Origin of the sequence: Acinetobacter sp. ANC 3929 (genome assembly GCF_000369405.1) — a bacterium.
Lineage (GTDB): Bacteria > Pseudomonadota > Gammaproteobacteria > Pseudomonadales > Moraxellaceae > Acinetobacter.
In genome coordinates this window covers 12,430-33,145 of record NZ_KB849996.1, presented here as the reverse complement: position 1 = coordinate 33,145, position 20,716 = coordinate 12,430, and the positions used below count along the sequence as shown (strand labels likewise).

The 20,716-nt window shown below is 41.5% G+C and carries 21 protein-coding genes; 12 read left to right on the top strand and 9 right to left on the bottom strand.

Annotated elements, in window-relative coordinates:
- Positions 1-28: 28 nt before the first annotated feature.
- Positions 29-727, top strand: a complete 699-nt coding sequence (locus F909_RS16420) for a DsbC family protein (RefSeq protein WP_005146281.1) — start codon at positions 29-31, stop codon at positions 725-727.
- Between the two features lie 59 nt (positions 728-786).
- Here F909_RS16420 and F909_RS16425 read toward each other — a convergent pair whose 3' ends face one another.
- The 3 genes from F909_RS16425 to guaD form a co-directional block, all read right to left on the bottom strand.
- Positions 787-1,038: a GlsB/YeaQ/YmgE family stress response membrane protein gene (locus F909_RS16425; protein WP_005146280.1), complete on the bottom strand. Its 252-nt coding sequence runs from the start codon at positions 1,036-1,038 to the stop codon at positions 787-789.
- Between the two features lie 224 nt (positions 1,039-1,262).
- Positions 1,263-1,793: a hypoxanthine phosphoribosyltransferase gene (gene hpt, locus F909_RS16430; RefSeq protein ID WP_005146279.1), complete on the bottom strand. Its 531-nt coding sequence runs from the start codon at positions 1,791-1,793 to the stop codon at positions 1,263-1,265.
- A gap of 226 nt (positions 1,794-2,019) precedes the next feature.
- Entirely contained in the window at positions 2,020-3,336 is a 1,317-nt protein-coding gene (guaD, locus tag F909_RS16435; RefSeq protein ID WP_005146278.1) for a guanine deaminase, read from the bottom strand.
- A 187-nt stretch (positions 3,337-3,523) separates the two neighbouring features.
- On the opposite strand from guaD, the gene F909_RS16440 reads away from it, so the two are divergent.
- Complete coding sequence (locus tag F909_RS16440; RefSeq protein WP_005146277.1) at positions 3,524-3,997, top strand: hypothetical protein; 474 nt, start codon at positions 3,524-3,526, stop codon at positions 3,995-3,997.
- Between the two features lie 219 nt (positions 3,998-4,216).
- Here F909_RS16440 and F909_RS16445 read toward each other — a convergent pair whose 3' ends face one another.
- Together F909_RS16445 and F909_RS16450 are read right to left on the bottom strand one after the other, a co-directional pair.
- Positions 4,217-5,377 (bottom strand): glutathionylspermidine synthase family protein, encoded by a 1,161-nt coding sequence (locus F909_RS16445; RefSeq protein WP_005146275.1) that lies wholly within the window; start codon positions 5,375-5,377, stop codon positions 4,217-4,219.
- 21 nt (positions 5,378-5,398) lie between these two features.
- Positions 5,399-5,788 (bottom strand): hypothetical protein, encoded by a 390-nt coding sequence (locus tag F909_RS16450; RefSeq protein ID WP_005146272.1) that lies wholly within the window; start codon positions 5,786-5,788, stop codon positions 5,399-5,401.
- A gap of 172 nt (positions 5,789-5,960) precedes the next feature.
- Here F909_RS16450 and F909_RS16455 point away from each other — a divergent pair, with 172 nt between their 5' ends.
- Positions 5,961-6,563: a nucleotidyltransferase family protein gene (locus tag F909_RS16455; RefSeq protein ID WP_005146271.1), complete on the top strand. Its 603-nt coding sequence runs from the start codon at positions 5,961-5,963 to the stop codon at positions 6,561-6,563.
- 50 nt (positions 6,564-6,613) lie between these two features.
- Here the strand turns inward: F909_RS16455 and F909_RS16460 are convergent, their stop codons facing one another.
- Positions 6,614-7,570 carry a TerC family protein gene (locus tag F909_RS16460; protein ID WP_005146268.1) on the bottom strand — a complete coding sequence of 319 codons (957 nt, stop codon included), beginning with the start codon at positions 7,568-7,570 and terminating at the stop codon, positions 6,614-6,616.
- Between the two features lie 380 nt (positions 7,571-7,950).
- Here F909_RS16460 and F909_RS16465 point away from each other — a divergent pair, with 380 nt between their 5' ends.
- Positions 7,951-9,150: a low temperature requirement protein A gene (locus tag F909_RS16465; RefSeq protein ID WP_005146262.1), complete on the top strand. Its 1,200-nt coding sequence runs from the start codon at positions 7,951-7,953 to the stop codon at positions 9,148-9,150.
- A 60-nt stretch (positions 9,151-9,210) separates the two neighbouring features.
- Here F909_RS16465 and F909_RS16470 read toward each other — a convergent pair whose 3' ends face one another.
- Positions 9,211-10,128, bottom strand: a complete 918-nt coding sequence (locus tag F909_RS16470; protein ID WP_005146258.1) for a LysR family transcriptional regulator — start codon at positions 10,126-10,128, stop codon at positions 9,211-9,213.
- A 105-nt stretch (positions 10,129-10,233) separates the two neighbouring features.
- Here F909_RS16470 and F909_RS16475 point away from each other — a divergent pair, with 105 nt between their 5' ends.
- The 4 genes from F909_RS16475 to F909_RS16490 are packed head-to-tail and all read left to right on the top strand — an operon-like array spanning position 10,234 to position 14,058.
- The gene (locus F909_RS16475) at positions 10,234-11,463 is read left to right on the top strand and encodes an acyl-CoA dehydrogenase family protein (protein ID WP_005146256.1); all 1,230 of its coding nucleotides are present in this window, start codon (positions 10,234-10,236) and stop codon (positions 11,461-11,463) included.
- A gap of 15 nt (positions 11,464-11,478) precedes the next feature.
- Positions 11,479-12,600 (top strand): phosphotransferase family protein, encoded by a 1,122-nt coding sequence (locus tag F909_RS16480; protein WP_005146254.1) that lies wholly within the window; start codon positions 11,479-11,481, stop codon positions 12,598-12,600.
- Entirely contained in the window at positions 12,597-13,295 is a 699-nt protein-coding gene (locus F909_RS16485; RefSeq protein ID WP_005146251.1) for a histidine phosphatase family protein, read from the top strand. Before F909_RS16480 ends, F909_RS16485 begins: the two co-directional genes overlap by 4 nt.
- A gap of 19 nt (positions 13,296-13,314) precedes the next feature.
- Positions 13,315-14,058 carry an SDR family oxidoreductase gene (locus F909_RS16490; protein WP_005146248.1) on the top strand — a complete coding sequence of 248 codons (744 nt, stop codon included), beginning with the start codon at positions 13,315-13,317 and terminating at the stop codon, positions 14,056-14,058.
- 505 nt (positions 14,059-14,563) lie between these two features.
- Here the strand turns inward: F909_RS16490 and mpl are convergent.
- Complete coding sequence (gene mpl / locus F909_RS16495; protein ID WP_005146245.1) at positions 14,564-15,925, bottom strand: UDP-N-acetylmuramate:L-alanyl-gamma-D-glutamyl-meso-diaminopimelate ligase; 1,362 nt, start codon at positions 15,923-15,925, stop codon at positions 14,564-14,566.
- Positions 15,926-16,146: 221 nt separating this feature from the next.
- On the opposite strand from mpl, the gene F909_RS0120155 reads away from it, so the two are divergent.
- The 4 genes from F909_RS0120155 (at position 16,147) to F909_RS16510 (ending at position 20,174) form a co-directional block, all read left to right on the top strand.
- Positions 16,147-16,500 carry a DMT family protein gene (locus F909_RS0120155; protein WP_032877644.1) on the top strand — a complete coding sequence of 118 codons (354 nt, stop codon included), beginning with the start codon at positions 16,147-16,149 and terminating at the stop codon, positions 16,498-16,500.
- A 135-nt stretch (positions 16,501-16,635) separates the two neighbouring features.
- Positions 16,636-17,148, top strand: a complete 513-nt coding sequence (purE, locus tag F909_RS16500) for a 5-(carboxyamino)imidazole ribonucleotide mutase (protein ID WP_004776464.1) — start codon at positions 16,636-16,638, stop codon at positions 17,146-17,148.
- Between the two features lie 11 nt (positions 17,149-17,159).
- The gene (locus F909_RS16505; RefSeq protein WP_005146239.1) at positions 17,160-18,281 is read left to right on the top strand and encodes a 5-(carboxyamino)imidazole ribonucleotide synthase; all 1,122 of its coding nucleotides are present in this window, start codon (positions 17,160-17,162) and stop codon (positions 18,279-18,281) included.
- Positions 18,282-18,878: 597 nt separating this feature from the next.
- A complete protein-coding gene (locus tag F909_RS16510) occupies positions 18,879-20,174 on the top strand; it encodes a lytic murein transglycosylase (RefSeq protein ID WP_005146237.1) in 1,296 nt (431 codons plus the stop codon).
- A gap of 59 nt (positions 20,175-20,233) precedes the next feature.
- On the opposite strand, the gene F909_RS16515 is transcribed toward F909_RS16510, so the two are convergent.
- On the bottom strand, positions 20,234-20,605 hold the full coding sequence (locus tag F909_RS16515; protein WP_005146235.1) for a hypothetical protein: 372 nt from the start codon (positions 20,603-20,605) through the stop codon (positions 20,234-20,236).
- Positions 20,606-20,716 lie beyond the last annotated feature (111 nt).

Here is a 20,716-nt window from a genome sequence, read left to right as displayed (position 1 = left end):
CCACTGATTTTTGAATAGAGTGTCAGTCATGTTAAAAAAAATTGGGATGTTCTCATTACTAAGTTGTGTTTCTGCAATCAGTTTCGCTAATGTGGAGACATTAAAAAGCAATTTAGCCGAGCAATATCCCAATATTCAAGTGACCAATATTCAAACTACAGAAATGACTGGCCTATATAGTGCAAGTCTGGATAATCAGATTATTTATTTAAATGAAAGTGCAGAACACATGTTTGTGGGTTCTATGGTCCGTCTAAAAGATCAGAAAAACCTCACGAAAGATTTGGTGTTAAAACAAAACTCGATTGACTGGAAACAACTGCCTTTTAAAGATGCGATTAAAACAGTCAAAGGCACTGGAAAACATGAGCTTGCCATATTTTCAGACCCAAATTGTTCTTATTGTAAAAAATTAGAAGTAGAGCTAGATAAGCTCAATGATGTCACGATTTATACGTTTATGTATCCGTTACAACCACAATCTATTGCAGTGGCTAAATCGGTTTGGTGTGATGCAAATCAAGTCTATACGTGGAAAAACTTGTTGCAAAAAAATGTACAGCCGAAAGAAAAAAATTGTGCCAATCCAATTGAACGTAATCTTGAGTTAGGACGTAAATTGGGTGTTGATGGCACACCGACGTTGATTTTTGGCAATGGTTTGAAAATGGTTGGCGGGCGTAGTGCTGAAGAAATTCAAATGATTTGGAAAGAATTGGGTCTATAGATTCATAAAGAAAAACTCCCAATCCATTGCTCAAAATGAATTGGGAGTTTTTTATGTGTTTAGCTTTTTTTTGTGACTAACTTATAGATAAATAAAATAATCACGGCACCAAGTACTGAAGCAATAAAACCTGCCGCCGAATTTTCACCATATAAGCCGAGTAAGCGACCACCATACGTAGCCAGTAATGAACCAGCAATACCCAATAATGTTGTTACAATAAAGCCTGCTTTATCCTCACCTGGGTGTAGCGCTCGGGCAATTAAACCAGCAAAAAAACCAACTACAATTGCCACAATTAGAGACCACATTGTCTTTCTCCTTGTTTTAACAGTGATATTTCGTACTATCCTGCTTGATCTGATCTTGCTTTGTCTGTAGTGGATTGCCTATTTGTGTCGTATTTTTGTGCATTCTTTAGCAAGGTTTGTTTAATATCAAGATATAAAAAAGGTGCCCGAAAGCACCTAAAGTAAGAGCCATGTTCAGCTCATTACATATTAAGCATCGATGAAATATCTACGATGTTTATAAATTAAAGACCAATTTCACCGATAAAAGGCAGATGGCGATATTTTTGATCAAAATCTAAACCATAACCCACAATAAAACGATCTTCGACTTCAAAACCTAAAAATTTTACTTCCAAAGGAATTTCACGACGTGATGGTTTACTTACCAAGGTACACAGTTCAATTGAATTTGGATTGCGGGTTTTAAGCATCTCTACCACTTTGCTTAAAGTATTGCCTGAGTCGATAATATCTTCGACCACAAGTACATCTTTACCGTGAATTTCTCCATCAAGATCTTTGAGGATCTTTACGTCACGTGATGAAATCGTCGTGCCGTTGACGTAACTAGAAACAGTCATAAAATCGAGTTCGTGTGGCTTTTCAATTGCACGGCATAAGTCTGCCATAAAAATAACGGACCCACGCAACAAGCCAATCAATACCAGTTCTTTATCACTTTGAGCATAGTGTGCATTGATTTTTTCGCCAAGTTCTTTCACTTTAGCTTGAATCTCTTCACTTGAAATCATAATGCGCATTGCAATGGTCATCGGTAGATTCCTAACACTTTAAAAAATGGAAAAATAAAAAAGGTGTTGACCTGCAACACCTCGAAAACTTGAGCTAATGTGGGAATTTTAAAACAAAATCACATTTCATGCACCTTTTGATGATGAAGAATATGTATCATTTTGAGATAAGTGACTGTCACGTTTTAACAGAACAGCACATCCTATGGCGAATAGCATTAACCCAAGTCTTTGTTTGTTTAAAATTTTAGTTTTGGCTATAGGCTTTTTGTCCATAGATATAAGTTGCCTCAATATTTCGGTCATCGCCCATGGTGAATAATGCAAATACGCTGTCTTCGATCGATTTTGAACGGGATTGACGTAATTGTTGTAATGCCGTTGGCTTGAGATTGAGCACCACAAAATCAGCTTCTTTACCAAGGTTAAAGTTACCGAGCTTGTCATCTAAATCCAAGGCTTTTGCACCACCCAGAGTGGCGTGATACAGCGATTCAAATGCAGAGAGTTTGTCACCCTGTAACTGCTGGACTTTGTAGGCTTCATTTACGGTTTGTAATAAGCTAAATGAGGTCCCTGCCCCGACATCTGTACCCAAGCCGACTTTCACTTGCTGTTCCCAGGTCTTTTTCAACGGAAATAAACCACTGCCCAAGAATAAGTTTGAGGTTGGACAGAAGGCAATCGCAGAATCGGTCTCATGCATGCATTTCCATTCTGTATCTTCCAAATGAACGCAATGGGCAAATACAGAACGTTGGCCCGTTAAACCATAATGATGATAAACATCTAAATAGCCTTTTTGTTCGGGGAATAAATCTTTCACCCAAGCGATTTCATCTTTGTTTTCACTTAAATGTGTATGTACATAGACATCTGGAAATTGTGCTTTGAGCTGTCCTGCTTTTTCCAACTGTTCAGGCGTAGATGTTGGCGCAAAACGCGGTGTGATCGCATATAACGCACGACCCTGCCCATGCCACTTTTCAATCAGTGCTTTAGAGTCATCGTAGCCGCTCTCTGCGGTATCACATAGGGCTTCTGGTGCATGACGATCCATCATCACTTTACCTGCGATTAAACGCATCTGGTGTTGTTCTGCGGCCTCGAATAAGGCATTCACAGATTCAGGATGAACTGTACAGAATACCAAGGCCGTGGTGGTGCCATTTTTAAGTAGTTCATTGACAAAAAACTTGGCAATGTCTTGTGCATAAGCTTTGTCTTTGAACTGGATTTCAGTGGGAAAGGTATAGGTGTTCAACCAGCTTAGCAGCTGTTCGCCGTAGGCACCGACCATTTCAGTTTGTGGAAAGTGAATGTGTGTATCGATCATGCCTGGGATGATCAATTGTTCTGGGTAATGCTGAATCTCAATGTTTGCAGGAAGATGGGCTTGAGCGTCGTTCCACGTGCCAAACCAGCGAATTTTGCCTTGTTCCGTGATGAGAACACCATCTTCGATATAACGAATTTGATCAGCAATTTCAGCAGCTTGGGAAACGGTTTTTTGAATATCTAAGAAACGACCACGAATCACCGTGATTGGAGTAGCCAAAGTCATAACAACCTTCAATTTTACTTTTTTCGATTGATTGTACCCGATTTTACCTAACTTACTGGATTATTCGCCTAATTAAAGCCGTTAAAACCTGTATAAATGTGAGTAATCGATTGAATCAATTCACTTTACTTTTGAGTGGAAATGCGTAAATTGTCAGCAATAATGATACTTCTTGAGAAAAATACGTATGTATTATTGGAATACAAAAGCTTTGGCGCATGAGTTGGCTGAGGACACTTTAAGTAAACAACATTATAAAAACTATTATCTTGCTGCAGCATTGGTGGTGAGTGTGGTGTACTACTACGGTATGTACTCGCCTTACTCTGATGCGCGTGTAATTGGGGTTGAAGCAGTATTGACTCTTTTGATTATGGTTATCGGAATTCAACGGACTTATCAGGCCAATGGTGGTGATCAAGGTATTCATTTCTTAAATCGGATAACGGCCCTGTCATTTCCTATTTTGATGCAGACGACAGTTGCAGGCATGGTATTTGGTATTGTGTTGTTGGCGATTTATCAATATTTTGGTTTGGCTGATACCGTTTTTGATATGTGGTATGAGTGGTGCGTTTCAGCATTTACGATTTTTCTGCAGATTTTATTTTTTACTCGCTTGATCGCGTATATGAACCGTGTGGCAACACATACGATTTAAATCCATAGTGATGATTAAATGGATCTCGTTTATTCCATTATTTTATATAAGTATTTTTCTTGCTTTTGATGAATAAAAAGTAAGGAAAATCCGCTGTTTAGCTGATGATACATTCATCTATCACAGCTCAACCAGCGGCATTGATGCCACCTAGCACTAGAGCATGTGGGGGCAGCTTTAAAAAATAAAACTGTAGATGATTTATATAAATTACGTCTTTTATTCTACAAAATAATGTGCAGCAAAATGAGCATCATTGCCAATAATGTCATAGCAGTCTTCTCGAATGGACATCCCCGCACATTGATGTCCGACCATCCATAAACCTAAGGTTGGTAATTGACCCGAAAATGATGGTGTGTCCACCCATTTTTGTACAACATAACCATACTTATCATAGTCTTCAAAATAAAAGCTTCCTGAGGCAGCGCCTTGATCTTGACCATTTTGTAACACCCGAATATTGGCCCCTTCCCTTGCCAAAATTGGTTTTTTTACCCATTTTTCCGCGTACTTTTGCTGTGGATCAAAGGCGTGAGTTTCGAGTAAAAGAGGATGATTGGGATAGCGTTTCCACAGCTCGACTAAAATTGCTTTATTGGAGAGCAGCATTTTCCAACAAGGTTCAATCCATTGCGTTTGAGGGCTGAGATATTGCGCAAAAGCTTCTTCCCAAACCCATTCCCATGGATAAAGCTTGAACAGGTTTTGAATCGGATGATGATTTAAATCAACAAAGTCTTGTCCGTTCCATCCTATGTTCTCCATCGAGAGTTCAGAGACTTGCAGATGCGCTTGAAAGGCAGTATCCATTAAATATTCTAGATTGCCCCAATCCTCTCGCCCTGCTTCCTGACATGCAGCAAAATGAACATGACTGCCACGCGGTAGAATGGTTTTCCAACGTTTAATTAGGTCTTCATGAATACTATTAAATTGATCTCGATTGGGAATACCTGAAACTTGTTCGATCCATAACCATTGCGCCACAGATGCTTCGAGTAAGCCCGTTGGCGTGTCCGCATTGTATTCCAGCATTTTGATGTTACGGCCATCGTAAGCGAAGTCAAAACGGCCATACAACATCGGTGCATTCTGTTGCCAAGATTGCTCGATATGTGTGATTGCCGCAGTGGGTATATGGAAGTAATCGGGGTAATTACCGCGCTGAATCAGATCGCCTACAACCGATAAACACATTTGATGTAATTCATTGGCGGCATCTTCAAGCTGTTCAATTTGTTTTAGGCTAAATTCGTAGGCAATGCCTTCCGACCAGTAAATTGAGCCGTCCAGCGAGGGTAAATTATAATAATCAAAGCCAATATTTTGGTGTTCAATTTGCCAATCTGTACGTGGGGTGAAGATTTTTCTTTTCATTTTAAATATCAGTTTTTGAAATTAACCACCAAAGGAAAAACCGCCGCGACCAAAGCCGCCACGAATAGGAGATGATGCAGAATAGGTTTTTGCAGTGGTTGAAATGGAGGGTTGCCCGACACTGAGATTGCTACGTGGGCTTAAAGTATTGCCACGGAACGAGACCTCACGGTTGTTTTGATAATATTGAGGCCCTAAATAACGTCCTGAGCCAAAGCCACCATAATACCGAACCCCAGCAGTTGAGCCACTACTGCCTGAGCTATTTTCTTCTTCGCAGGTTTCAGTATTCCAATCTGTTGCACAGTCATATTGATTGTTGTAGACATCTTGAACCAATGGCCCATCATTATGGCTACATGCCGTTAATAGTAACGGTACGACCACTAGGTTAATTTTTTTAGAACGCATGAGACCCCACTCATTTTAATTGGCATGATCAACATAAATAGGTGAACAGCCTTGTTTTATTATGTTTCTGATTAGGAAAGCCGACATATGATATTGATCTGTGCTTTTAAAGTACAGAGTACTCAGGCATGATTATGTGTGGATTCAATAAATATATGCAGCTGATCGAAGCATGAAAAACCCGCATGAGTATTATCAATCGATCCTTTTCGAAATGATTACTCAATCCCCTGCACTTTCTGCAATATTGCAGACATTATCTCATTTACATCCTCAGACGTATTTAAGTGCTGGTGTGCTGCGAAATACCGTGTGGGCACATTTACATGGTCAATCTTTTGATTTGAAATATAGCGATGTAGATGTGATTTATTATGATGCAACAGAAATGGATCAACATTCACAAAAGCAGCTGCAACAGCATCTAGAACAATTGTTTCCACAACAGCAATGGGATGTGGTCAATCAAGCATTGGTGCATACATGGTATCGCAAAGATAATGGAGAACAAATTCAGCCTTTGCTGTCGATTGAACAGGCTCTATCGTTATGGCCCGACACAGCAACAGCCCTTGCGATACGGTTAAATGGTTTAGGAGAACTGGAATTGATTGCACCGTTTGGTTTGCAGGATTTATTTGAGTTAAAACTTTGCTGGAATCCAGCATTGGTCAGTTATGCCACGTTTAAAAAGCGTATCGCCTCTAAACAATGGTTACAGCAGTGGCCTCTATTACAAGCAGTTGATCCAGAAATAGAAAATATTGGGCGATGAGTGCCAAATAAAAAAGGTCTTCATTGAAGACCCTTTTTATGTTCAAGCTATTATTGAGCTTGGCGCTTATTATGACGTATTGATAGATAAGCGGTGATGCTTAATACCAGTACGATAAAGCCTAGCGAGATCCAGATTGGCATATGGAACACATCGAGCAATAACATTTTCGCACCAATGAACACGAGGATAATACCTAAGCCATAAGGTAAGTAATGCATCTTACTTGCCGCACCGGAAAGTAAAAAGAACATCGCACGTAAGCCCAAAATCGCCATCAAGTTTGCAGTTAAAACAATGAAGGGATCAGTCGTGACAGCGAAGATCGCGGGAATGGAGTCAACCGCGAAAATCACATCAGACGCTTCAACCAAGATCAACACTAAAAATAAAGGTGTTGCCCAGAGTAAGCCGTTTTGACGGACGAAGAAGTTGTTACCATGCAATTGTGGTGTGATACGCATATGTTTGCGTAACCATTTCAGAAACTTGATGTCTTCAATATTAGTGTCTTCATCATCCTGTCCTTTCAGGAATTTAAAGCCTGTGTAGACCAAGAATGCACCGAAGATATACAGCACCCAAGAGAACTCTTGTACAAACCATGCTCCAATAAAGATAAAGATGGTTCTTAAGATAATTGCACCGAGTACGCCATACAGTAAGATTTTACGCTGGAAAGCAGGTGGAATCGCAAACGCTGCGAAAATCATTAACCAGACGAAAACGTTATCAATCGCTAATGATTTTTCCAGTAGATAACCTGCGAAATATTCCATGGTTTTCTGGTTTGCAATGGTTGCGCCTACAGTTTGTTGTAGGTAGAACCATAAACCTCCACCAAATAGCACCGCGACAGTGACCCACGCGATACTCCAGTAAGCAGCTTGTCTGATTGGAACATCTTGGTTTTGTTTTTGTTTGAAGCCTAAAAAGTCGACGATAAGCATGACAGCGACGAGGCCGAAGAACACAGCATATAGCCATAAATTACCGATAGTTTCCATCACAACTCCCTATCTGGCAAATGGGCATAAAAAAACCTTGACCAGTTGCCAGATGAATTAATACACCTGTTTCAACATGATCAAGGTCTTGCCTACATCACGATTGATCGTGATGCTCAGAGTCCGACTTTTTGCAAAGTGTAATGACGAAACTCTGACACCTAAGCTGTTTGTGACTTAGGTTTGGAGGAGGCTACTCCCCTTGTCAAATTCTGTATGGATAATGCTATCCAAATATGCGCATAGAATTACATAAATAATCGATTTAAGCAAATTTTCAATGCATAAATTTTAAGCATTTTTATGATCTAGACGATAGGTAAATTTATGAAGATCGATTAAGTTAAGACCTAAGGTTGGTATTATTCCGAGAATAAGAGATGAGTGCTGAAAAAAATCAAAATAAAACACGAAAATTATTTGCTCCCCGTGATCCTGAGGAAGCCCATCGTGCAGCTACCCCATTAGAACTTTTATTTGACCTGATTTTTGTGGTTGCAATCGCAACCGCAGGGCAACAGCTCCATCACGCGATTATTGAAGGTCATTTTTGGCACGCTTTACCGACCTATTTTATGGTGTTTTTCGCCCTGTGGTGGGCATGGATGAATTTCACCTGGTTTGCCTCCGCGTATGACAATGATGACACGCTGTACCGTTGTTTGACCTTTGTACAGATTGTCGGATCATTGGTGATGGCTGCTGGCATCCCTGCTGTTTTTCAAGAACATAATTTCGATGTCATTATTATTGGTTATGTGATTATGCGTTTGGCTTTGGTGACACAATGGATACGTGTCGCGAAACATGATCCCGAACGGAGGGTAACAGCTTATCGCTATGCCATTGGCATTGTCTTGGTTCAGTTGGGATGGTTAATTGGTAATTTTAGTGCCATCCATATGACGCCTGTGTTATTTCTGATTTTGGTTTTCGCTGAGTTAGCCGTACCGCTGTATGCCGAAAAGTATGCCGTGACACCTTGGCACCCGCATCATATTGTTGAGCGTTATGCACTACTCACGATCATCGTTTTGGGGGAATCGATCATCGGGAGTTTTGCTGCAACACAGGACGCATTTTCCAATCATGCCGTGAATTTCAAAGAAATCTTTCTAGTCATTGGTGGATTACTGATGATGTTTGCAATGTGGTGGGTCTACTTTGACCGTAGTCATCACCACCATCAACGTCGTGGGGTACAGCCTTTTTTATGGGGTTATGGTCATTTTTTTATCTTTATTAGTATCGCCGTATTAGGCGCAGCTTTAGCAGCAGCGGTTGATGTTTCAACGCAACATGCCCACATTTCCAGTCAAATGATGGGATGGCTGATTGCTGCCTGTTTGGCGATCTATAGCACTTACATTTGGTTATTTTACGAGGCCTTTGATTTATCTGGATGGCGACGTTGGCTCTATCCATTGACCATTCTGATCCTTTTCGTGATTCCTTTGTTTTTTGCGGATATTGGCTATATCGTTTTTGCGATGGCGGTGGTTTATATGCTTCGTCTCATGTTTGCTAAAGTTTACTTGATGAATTGCCATGATGAGCACCAGCTGGCATTAAGAAAATAATCAAAGTCTCCTAATAGCGATATGAGCAGAACAAGCGGATGTTGAATGCAGTCGTTTGTTCTAATTAAAGATTTTTAAAATCTCTGCGCGTAAAAATTGATGGCGTGGATTGTGTTTGACATGCTCATGCCAATACATGCCCATATTGATTTTAGGTAGTTCAATGGGCAAGGCATGTATATTCAGATTTTCAGCATAATGCAGGTTTTTCAGAATGCTCTTAGGAATGGTTAAAATTGCATTTGGGTGTTGCGCTAACACCTGTAAAGCTGTCGAATAGTGCTGGCAACGTAGAAAAATTTGCCGAGACAATTGTTGTCGATTTAGATAAATATCTTCAAGTAATAAGCCTGTACGCCGTGATGACACGCCAATATGTGGTGATGATAAATAGAGCGACACGTTCATCTCAGTTTGTTGGGTACACACCACAAAATGATCTTCAATCAGATTTTCAAACTGCAAATGAGCTTGATGGGGTTGAACCAGATCAATCACAAAATCAATTTGCTGCGCAGAGAGATCTGCCAGCATATTTTTACGATCCAGTTTCGAACTTAGAAACTGGATATCCAAATTCAGTTGAGCAAAATGATTGACCAGTTCTGGAAAAATAATCGGTTCGATTTCATCGTGAATGGCAATTTTTAAGCTTTGTAACATGCTTGGCACAAAGTCGTGTTGAGGTACTGCAATCTGCTGAATCGTCAGTAATGCAGTCTGAATTGGTTGATAAATTTGTTCGGCATAGGGCGTGGGCAACATCTTTTGTCCGCTACGAACAAAGAGCTCATCACCTAATTGGGTCCTTAGGCGCTGTAAAGCATGGCTGACCGCAGATTGGCTGATACAGAGGAGTTGCGCAGCTTTTGAAATACTGTTTTGCTCAAAAATGGCAATAAAAAGAGGATACAAATTGATATCAATGCGATGAAAATTGCCCACTTCGAGTGGGTGAGTATTATGAATCTGATTCATAGTTTTGAATAAAATTAAATCATTTCATTCATAATAAATTTTCACTTATGGTGATGTAAAGCAGCGAATCAATATTCGCCACATTTTACATTGAGGGAAATGATGATGTTTGCATTATCTGAGCGCGCACAGGATTTTATTGCACGAACTAAAGCCTTTATCCAACAAGAAATTGAACCGATCGAAAAGGCATTTTGGGATGAAGTCCATCATCTCAATGTGGATGGTGACTGGACCAAGTGGCAGTGGCCTGAACAATTACAACAATTAAAAGATAAGGCTAAAGCGGCTGGCTTATGGAATATGTTTTTGCCCGATGCCGAGCTGGGTGCTGGTTTATCAGTTCAGGAATATGCTCATATTGCCGAACTGACTGGACGTAGCTTACTTGCGCCAACCGTATTTAATTGTAATGCACCTGATAGCGGCAATATGGAAGTGTTATGGCGCTATGGTAGCGAGGCGCAAAAACAGCAATGGCTACAACCTTTGCTCGCAGGAGAAATCCGTTCAGTGTTCTGTATGACTGAACCCGCCGTGGCTTCTAGTGATGCCACTAATATGCAGGCCACGGCGGTGATTCAGGGCAATGAAATTGTCTTGAATGGACGCAAATGGTGGTCATCGGGCTTGGGTGATCCCAATGCCAAAGTGATTATCTTTATGGCCTATACCCCAGACCCGAATAAAGACCGTCATCATCAACATTCGATGGTACTTGTGCCGATTGAAACGCAAGGCGTGAGTATTGAGCGAATGTTGCCAGTGTTTGGTGATTACGATGCACCGCATGGACATGGACAGGTGAATTTTGACAATGTGCGTGTGCCAGTCAGTAGCTTTATTGGGGGTGCAGGACAAGGTTTTGAAATTGCTCAAGGTCGTTTAGGGCCTGGGCGGATTCACCATTGCATGCGTTGTATCGGCGCAGCAGAAAAAGCCTTGGAGTTGATGATTGACCGTGGCATGTCACGCAAAGCCTTTGGTAAAGAAATTCTTAAACTGGGCGGTAATTTAGAACGTGTGGCTGATGCACGTGTACAAATCGATCAGGCGCGTTTATTGACGCTGTATGCAGCGTATAAGATGGATAGCTTGGGGAATATGGCGGCATTAACCGAAATCTCTGCGATTAAAGTGGTCGCACCGACTGTATTACAAAATGTGGTCGATATGGCGATTCAAATCCACGGGGGTGAAGGCGTTTCACGTGATACTCCGCTGACTGCATTTTTTAACCAAGCACGTAGTTTACGTTTGGCCGATGGACCAGATGAGGTTCATAAAGGCATGATTGCCAAATTAGAACTTAAAAAACGTGGCTATGGTCGTTGATAAGGAAAAAAGCAAATGGCAGTAATTGATGTTGGCGGTCAGGTTCGTCATGGCGAAGAGCTGGATATTGTAGCGGTTGAATCGTGGTTAAAAAAACAAGGTGTGAAGCTACAGGGACAAGCACAAGTCACCCAGTATTCGGGTGGAGCATCAAATTGGACCTATCGGCTACAGTATGACAATAGCGATCTGATTTTACGTCGCCCACCGAAAGGCACCAAAGCCAAATCAGCACACGATATGGCTCGAGAATACAATGTGCAGAAGCATCTTGCACCGTTCTACCCTGTCCTGCCTGAAATGATTGCGCTGTGCCAAGATGACAGTGTGATTGGTTGTGATTTCTATGTAATGAAGCGGATTGAGGGCATTATTCCACGTGCGAATTTACCCAAAGAATTACAGCTGGATGAGTCACAGGTACAGCAACTTTGCCTGAATGTCTTAGATAAATTGATTGAGCTGCATCAAGTGCCTTATCAAGGCACAGAGCTAGAAAAACTGGGCAAAGGTGAAGGCTATTGCCGCCGTCAGGTTGAAGGCTGGGATGCGCGATATAGTCAGGCGCTGACACCGAATGTTCCTGATTTTGCGTTTGTGCGTCAGTGGTTGCTGGAACATATTACAACAGACGCTAAAACCTGTGTGATTCATAATGACTGGCGTTTTGATAATGTCATTTTAGATCCACAACAACCGACTCAAGTGATTGGTGTACTGGACTGGGAAATGGCGACGCTTGGTGATCCATTAATGGATTTGGGCAGTGCTCTCGCCTATTGGATTCAGGATGATGATGATGCTTTGATGAAATCAAGCCGCCGCCAGCCGACCAATTTAAAAGGTATGCTGACACGGCAACAGGTGGTCGATTATTATCTGGAAAAAACAGGTTTACAGCCTGACAACTGGGCATTTTATGAAGTGTTTGGTTTATTCCGTTTAGCCGTGATTGCCCAACAGATTTATTATCGCTATTACCATCAACAAACGGATAATCCAGCCTTTAAAGATTTCTGGATTATGATTCATGCCTTACATATTCGGGCTTTGAAACTGATTGTGCAAGATCACCCGCAAGCACGACCATTGATTGCTGAATATGGCGCAAAACTACAGGATATTTTAAAACGATGACCACAATTTATTTGGTACGACATGGGCAGGCGTCTTTTGGTGCAGCAAGTTATGACCAACTTTCAGCCAAAGGTGAACAGCAAGCGCAGGTCGTGGGTGATTTTTTTAAGCAAACCCTGAAGCAAATGCCATTGGTTGTGGCAGGTTCGATGCAACGTCACCAGCAAACAGCGCAATTGGCTTTATCAAAAAGTTTTCATGATGCGCCGATTCAAACCGAAGCGGCATGGAATGAGTTTGATCACCAACATGTGTTTGCACAATACGAACCGCGTTTTAATCAGCCTGAATTATTGAAGCAGGATGTTGAATTGGTGGCCAATCCACGTGCTTACCTTGCCAAAATTTTTGATGGGGCGATTGATCGCTGGATTGGGGAACAATATGACCATGAATATCATGAAACCTGGTTGGGCTTTCAATCGCGGGTAGAAAATGCCTTACAGCTGTTGTGTCAGCACATTGATGCAACCCAGCAGCGTCAAGCCGTGGTATTCAGTTCAGGCGGTGTCATTTCTGTGGCAGTTGGCAAGGTGTTAGGTTTGGATGCCAAACAGATTTTTGCACTGAACTGGTCAATTGCCAATGCCAGTATTACCACGTTGCGTTGGGTGGATGGATGTTTGCAATTACTGAGTTTTAATGAACATCATTATTTAAAAACACATGATGCAGAACTTCTTACATGGATTTAAACAAGAATAGGTGGCGGAAATGGCAAGAACAATTTTAATTACAGGTGCAAGTTCGGGTTTAGGTGCAGGTATGGCACGTGAATTTGCAGCCAAAGGCTACAATCTGGCACTTTGTGCACGACGTTTAGAGCGCCTAGAAGCGTTACAACAGCAGTTGCAAAGCCAGTTTTCAATTCAGGTCAAGATTAAGACTCTGGATGTGACCCATTACGATGATGTGTTTACTGTGTTTAAAGCTTTTCAGCAAGAATTTGGCAGCATTGACCGAATTATTGTCAATGCAGGTGTGGGTGATGGCCGCCGTATTGGCAAAGGGCATTTTGAGGTGAATCGGGCTACGGCGGAGACCAATTTTATTTCTGCCTTGGCGCAATGCGAAGCGGCAGTTGAAATTTTTCGAACGCAAAACAAAGGGCATTTGGTGGTAATTTCCTCCATGAGTGCGATGCGTGGTTTACCGAAGCATTTATCGACTTATGCCGCCAGCAAAGCAGCGGTGGCGCATTTGGCCGAGGGCATTCGTGCGGAGTTGTTGGGCACACCAATTAAAGTCTCGACGATTTTCCCAGGTTATATTCGGACTGAGCTGAATGAGGGTGCGAAAAAACTACCATTTGAAGTGGAGGAGAAAACAGGAAGTATGGCCTTGGTCAAAGCAATTGAGAGAGAGCCTGTGAAAGCCTATGTACCGCAGTGGCCGTGGTTGCCAATGGGGATTGCAATGAAGATTTTGCCGTTAAAATGGGTCAATAAATTGAGTTGATTTAAATGGTTATAGCGGAGGCTTACTGTGGTCTCATCCTATTTCGGGATAAGCCACTACGTCTTGCACTTCAGTTGAAATATATTTCAACTTTGTTCAGGCTCGACCTACTTTTCTTTTGGGAAAAGTAGGCAAAACCTGAGGTACGAATAGCAAAGATTAATAATCTTTGCCGTACCGCAAGGTAAAAGCTCTGCTTGAGCAATAAACTACGCACTTTGTTTGTCTTGCGCTAGCCCAAAGCTTTAAGCGCTTTGGTTAGCTCAGGTTGTGGATGACGTTTCCGAGTATCATCTTTTTTGTCGAACTCAGGTTAAATTAATTTCTTGCTGATATTTACTATTGTGACGGCGGCATGGATGCCGCCAGTTTGGCAGGGGTTACAAGGATGTACCCTCTGCCAAATAAAGGGGTGTGGTTACTTTGCCCAGCCAAAGTAATAAATGCCTATACAAAAGTCATTTGTTCTTTCTTTGTATACGAGGCCGTGCAAAGTTCATCTTTATTAAGACAAAGCTGTAATCAACTTTTGATGTAAACCACCAAAACCGCCATTGGACATGATCACCACAGCATCGCCCTCACCTGCTTCATTCACCACACGGGCAATGATGTCATCCAAAGAACGACTGACTTCTGCCTTGTTTGATGAAGCTGCAATGATGGGCTGTAAATCCCAATCCAGACCTTCTGGTTGATACCAAATTACCTCATCCGCTAAACGAGCTGAATGCGCTAAACCATCTTTATGGCTGCCCATACGCATGGTGTTAGAACGTGGTTCAATGATCGCCCATAGCTTACGTTCACCAAGACGTTTACGTGCGCCGTCCAAAGTGGTTTCAATCGCAGTTGGGTGGTGGGCAAAGTCATCATAGACTTCAATACCACGCACCGTGCCTAATAGCTCCATACGGCGTTTTACCCCACCGAAGTTGGATAATGCTTCACAAGCCTGTTCAAGGCTAACACCCACGTGTTGTGCAGCAGCAATGGTCGCTAAAGCATTGGCAACGCTGTGCTGCCCTGTCATATTCCATTTCACTTCACCCACCACTTGGCCGTGTTCAAGCACTTTAAAGTGGCTACCATCAGCACTGATTAACTCAGCAGATAAAGCGGCCTGCTCATTTGGCTCTAGACTGGTACGAATCACAGGTGTCCAGCAGCCCTGCTCCAGCACTTCATCAATATTGGTTTCAGTAATTGGCGCAATAATACGACCTTCGCTTGGAATGGTGCGCACTAAATGATGGAACTGTTTTTGAATCGCAGCAAGATCATCAAAAATATCAGCGTGGTCAAATTCGAGGTTGTTTAAAATCGCGGTTTTAGGGTGATAGTGAACGAACTTAGAACGCTTATCGAAGAATGCAGAATCATATTCATCCGCTTCCACACAGAAATATTGACCACCACCTAAACGTGCGCTTTCGCTAAAACCCAATGGTACACCGCCAATCAAGAAACCAGGATTTAAACCTGCTTGATCCAGCACCCAAGCCAGCATGGTAGTGGTGGTGGTTTTACCATGTGTGCCTGCAACACCGAGCACATGTTTACCTTGGAGCACATGGTCTGCCAAGAATTGTGGCCCAGAAATATAAGGCAGGCCTTCATTCAGCATGTATTCAATCGCATCAATACCACGTTTCATGGCATTGCCGACGATGACCAGATCAGGATGGGGTTGTAAATGGCTACGATCATAGCCCTGCATCAATTCAATACCTGCATTTTCCAATTGAGTCGACATCGGTGGATAAACATTGGCATCTGAACCTGTGACTTTATGTCCTAAATCTCGTGCTAACAGAGCCAAAGACCCCATAAATGTGCCACAAATACCCAAAATATGCAGATGCATAACGCGCCTTCTCCACTGCTTGTCATACAGCACGATATCGTATGTATGATTGTCGTTATCAATAAAAATCAAACGCAACGATAGCAAGGCTTGCATGGAAAAGATAGTCAAAATTCGTTGTTGTTGTTTAGTTCTAATTGCACAGATGAATGCTAAAATTTCAGCGTTTTTACAAGCATTTCATCTCTGCTGTTCAACCCTTATCTGGATAAAAGCACATTATGTTGAGCCCTACTCTTTTAGCGTTATGTTTGTTGATTATTTCCAACTGTTTTATGACCTTGGCATGGTATGGGCATCTGAAAATTCTGCATGATGCGCCGATCTGGCAAGCGATCTTATTTAGCTGGTGTATTGCTTTGTTGGAGTACAGTTTTATGATCCCTGCCACAAAGTTACTCAATCAGCATGGCTGGAGTCTGGGGGAAATGAAAATTACCCAAGAAGTGGTGACGCTAATTGTTTTTGTACCTTTTATGATGTTCTTATTTAAACAGCCTTTTAAGCTAGATTATATTTGGGCAATGCTTTGTTTAATGGGCTGTGTCTATTTCGTTTTTAGAAATCAGAGCTAATTTTTCATAGATCAGTTCATGCGTTCTTTTGTTGGGGATGCCTGAAAAAAAGGCTATAATATTTGCCAATTTATTCCCTCGTGCTTGGCGTGAGTCGAGATACTTGTCTATTTTTATCATGTTTTGGAAAAGCCAATGAATGCGGTCGCAACAGATAGCCAACCTTTAGTCGGAATTATCATGGGTTCTCAATCAGATTGGGCAACACTTGAACATACCGCTAACATGCTCAAACAATTGGGTGTTCCTTTTGAAGCTGAAGTGGTTTCTGCGCACCGTACGCCAGATCGTTTATTTGAATATGCGGAAACAGCACGTGATCGCGGGATCCAAGTGATTATTGCGGGTGCTGGTGGTGCTGCACATTTACCAGGAATGTGTGCGGCTAAAACTGATTTACCTGTATTGGGTGTACCTGTTAAATCATCGATTTTGAATGGCGTTGATTCATTGCTTTCAATTGTGCAAATGCCAGCAGGCATTGCAGTGGGTACTTTGGCGATTGGTCAGGCTGGTGCGACCAATGCCGCAATCATGGCAGCACAGATTTTAGGTTTAACCCGTCCAGACATCGCTAAAAATGTGGCTGATTTCCGAACTGCACAAACAGAAAAAGTATCGAGTAATAACATTCCTGGTCAAGTGTAACGGAGCTGATCATGAATAAAACCATTGGCATTTTTGGTGGCGGACAGCTAGGCCGTATGATGGCGCAGGCGGCATTACCACTTAATATTCAATGCACCTTCTTTGAAGCGGAAACGAATTGCCCTGCTGCGATTCTGGGTCCCGTCTTTTCGAGCCAAGCGGCACAGGGTTTACAAGATTTTATTGCCAGTGCGGACGTATTTAGTCTTGAATTCGAAAATACACCTGTTGCGGATGTGGACGTTTTAACCCAAAGCAAAACCTTGCACCCTCCTCGCCTTGCGTTAGCGACTGCACAAAACCGCTTGGCTGAGAAAAGTTTGTTTGATGAGCTCAGTATTCCTGTTGCGCCGTATCGTGCTGTGGATAGCTTAGAAAGCTTAAAACAAGCTGTTGCTGATCTTGGATTACCCATCGTCTTAAAAACTGTGACGGGCGGCTATGATGGCAAAGGTCAGTTCGTGTTGCGTACTGAAGATCAAATCGATACAGCTTGGGCTGAGCTCGGTCCTGCAAAAAGCTTGATTGCAGAAAGTTTTGTTAAATTCAGCCGTGAAGTATCGATTATTGCAGTGCGTGGACAGAATGGTGATGTAAGAACTTGGGCATTGGCAGAAAACCATCATCATCATGGGATCTTGTCGCATTCGATTGTACCTGCACCGAATAGCGTTGATTTACAGCCGGTTGCACAAGACTATATTACCCGTTTGTTGAATCACTTAAATTATGTGGGCGTACTCACGCTTGAATTGTTTGTGACTGAACAAGGCCTCTATGCCAATGAAATGGCATGTCGAGTCCATAATTCAGGTCATTGGTCAATTGAAGGTGCGATTTGCTCACAATTTGAGAACCATATTCGAGCAGTTGCAGGTTTACCTCTGGGCTCAACAGAAGTGATTCGCCCAACGGTGATGATCAATATTATTGGTGAGCATCCAAAATCTGAAGATGTTCTGGCCCTGAATGGCGCACATTTACATCTCTATAATAAGTCTGAGCGTACTGGTCGTAAGCTAGGACATATTACACTGATGCCAAATAATTCGGATGATTTAACAGTTTTATGTCGCCAATTGGCTCAGATTTTACCTGTACCATTGGCATTAACAGCAGATATGAAGCTCTAAACTTATCCACAATAGCTAAAACAGCGGTCTTCGGATCGCTTTTTTATTGCATATTGCTTTTTAAATTTAAAAAATAAGAACTCATCTTTTGTGGATAACTTGGTTGTGTGATTTTGAATTTAAAATAACAGTGTTTATTTGAATTTAAATAAAAGTGGATAAGTCATTTTGCTTTTTAAATTCAAAATAGAGATCCTGTTTTAAATTTAAAAATAAGACGATGCTGGTCTTTTAAATTTAAATGATGGGCTGTGGATATCTATTTTCTCTGAAATAATGATATAAAAAATATAAACTTATCGTCTTTTTGATGTTCTAGCTGAATTGATTGCTATTCTATTTAAAGGAATGAATTTAAAAGTGGTTAAGTTTTTTAAATTTAAAACCATTATGTAGTCCAGTGTTGCATTTTTGAATTTAAATAGGGCTTGTTGATAACTTTTAAATTTAAAATAAAGCCTGAATTATGAATTTAAAAGTAGGTTTTTAAATTTAAAACCCGAGAAATGAATTCAAAGTTACGTTTCCAAACTATACATCTTGATAGAGCATGCTAAGGTGGAGAGGAAATTTAAATTCAAAATTTTTGGTTCAGTCATGAAACGTCATTTTTCTTTTTTTCTAGGCACTGCCTTATTTACTTTTTTCAATCAGGCGCATGCCGAGCTAGTCATTAATGGTGCAGCAGTTTCGACACCAACGACGACAGCACCTGTAAGCAGTAATTATACGCCAAATTCCAATTTTCAGGGCTGTATTGCCAATTTGCGTTCGCAAGCGATTGCTTCAGGTGTTTCTGGAGCAACTTATGATCGTTATACGCAAAATTTAACGCCTGACTATTCTGTGATTGATAAATTAAATTATCAGCCTGAATTCTCGACCCCGATCTGGGATTATTTGTCTGGCCTTGTGGATAACGAACGTGTACAAGCTGGACAACAAAAATTAAATCAACATCGAGCGGTACTCAATCGTGTTGAGCAGGCCTATGGTGTGCCTGCTGAAACGGTCGTAGCAGTATGGGGCGTCGAAAGTAATTATGGTGATATTTCGGGTAAATATCCTTTATTACAGGCTTTAGGGACTTTGAGCTGTGAAGGTCGCCGTCAAAATTATTTCCGTGGTGAGTTTTTTGCCACCATGCGTATTTTACAACGTGGTGATTTAACTCAAGATCAACTGTATGGTTCATGGGCTGGTGCTTTTGGTCATACCCAATTTATGCCATCGACCTATGAACGCTTAGCGGTGGATTTCGATGGCGATGGTCGTCGTGATTTGGTTTCAAGTACCACTGATGCTTTGGCTTCGACAGCAAATTTCTTAAAGAAAGCAGGGTGGCAAACGGGTATGCCATGGGGCTTTGAAGTCAAAATCCCACAAGGTATGTCGATCTCTGGTGAAAGTCGCCGTAATAAAAAAGCACTGAATAGTTGGATTGCACAAGGGGTCACCCGTGCTGATGGTACTGCATTGATCCAAGGTAATTTATCGGGCAGTACGCCAGCAGGACTGATTTCTCCAGCCGGTGCAAACGGTCCAGTGTTCCTCGTCTTTAAAAACTTTGATGCGATTTATAGTTATAACGCGGCTGAAAGTTATGGTTTAGCCATTGCGCATTTATCAGATCGTTTACGTGGTGGTACGCCATTCTTAACCGCGTGGCCAACCGATGATGCTGGTACATCGCGTGCTGAACGTCGTGAAATTCAACAGTTTTTAGTGCAACGTGGCTATGATATTGGTGCTGTTGATGGATTGATTGGTGATAAAAGTCGTCAAGCCATTCGTCAAGAACAAACTCGCCTGGGCTTAAATCCAACAGGACGAGCAGGACAACAGATTTTACGTGCCTTCCGTCAGGAACAGGCGAAGCAAATGATGCAATAAATCTGTATCAGATAAAATAAAAAAGGTCTGCCAAGTGCAGACCTTTTTTATTTCTAGGCTTAAGGTGCAGCGTCTAATTTAACTGCTTCTAAAATATCAAAAATTACAGCAGTGACATCTTGGCTTAAATCACGATCATTAAAGATTTCATAAGCTGTGATGGTAACATCAGTATCACTTGGTAATTGTTTTTGTTCTTCTTCAATTAAATGTTCAATCGGTAATAAAGTTTGTTTGACTTCTAAATGTAGAATTTCATCATAAGCAACATTGTCCTCTTCAAGCTCGATTTCATGTTCGTTGAAATAAGGAATTAAAATCGAGTGTAAGTAGGGGCTAATATCTTGAATATCTAAGAGTTCGATATCACGAGTCTGTTCAATCGTACTGATGTGGTCGTTCACTTCAATTAAGATATGATAATAACTCATGCTGATCTCCGTTAAGGCTAAGATGATGTTTTAACACCACAATAGCATGAATAAATCAAAACAATCGACCCATTCTTGTTATTGCTTAGCACATCATCTTATATCCACTTA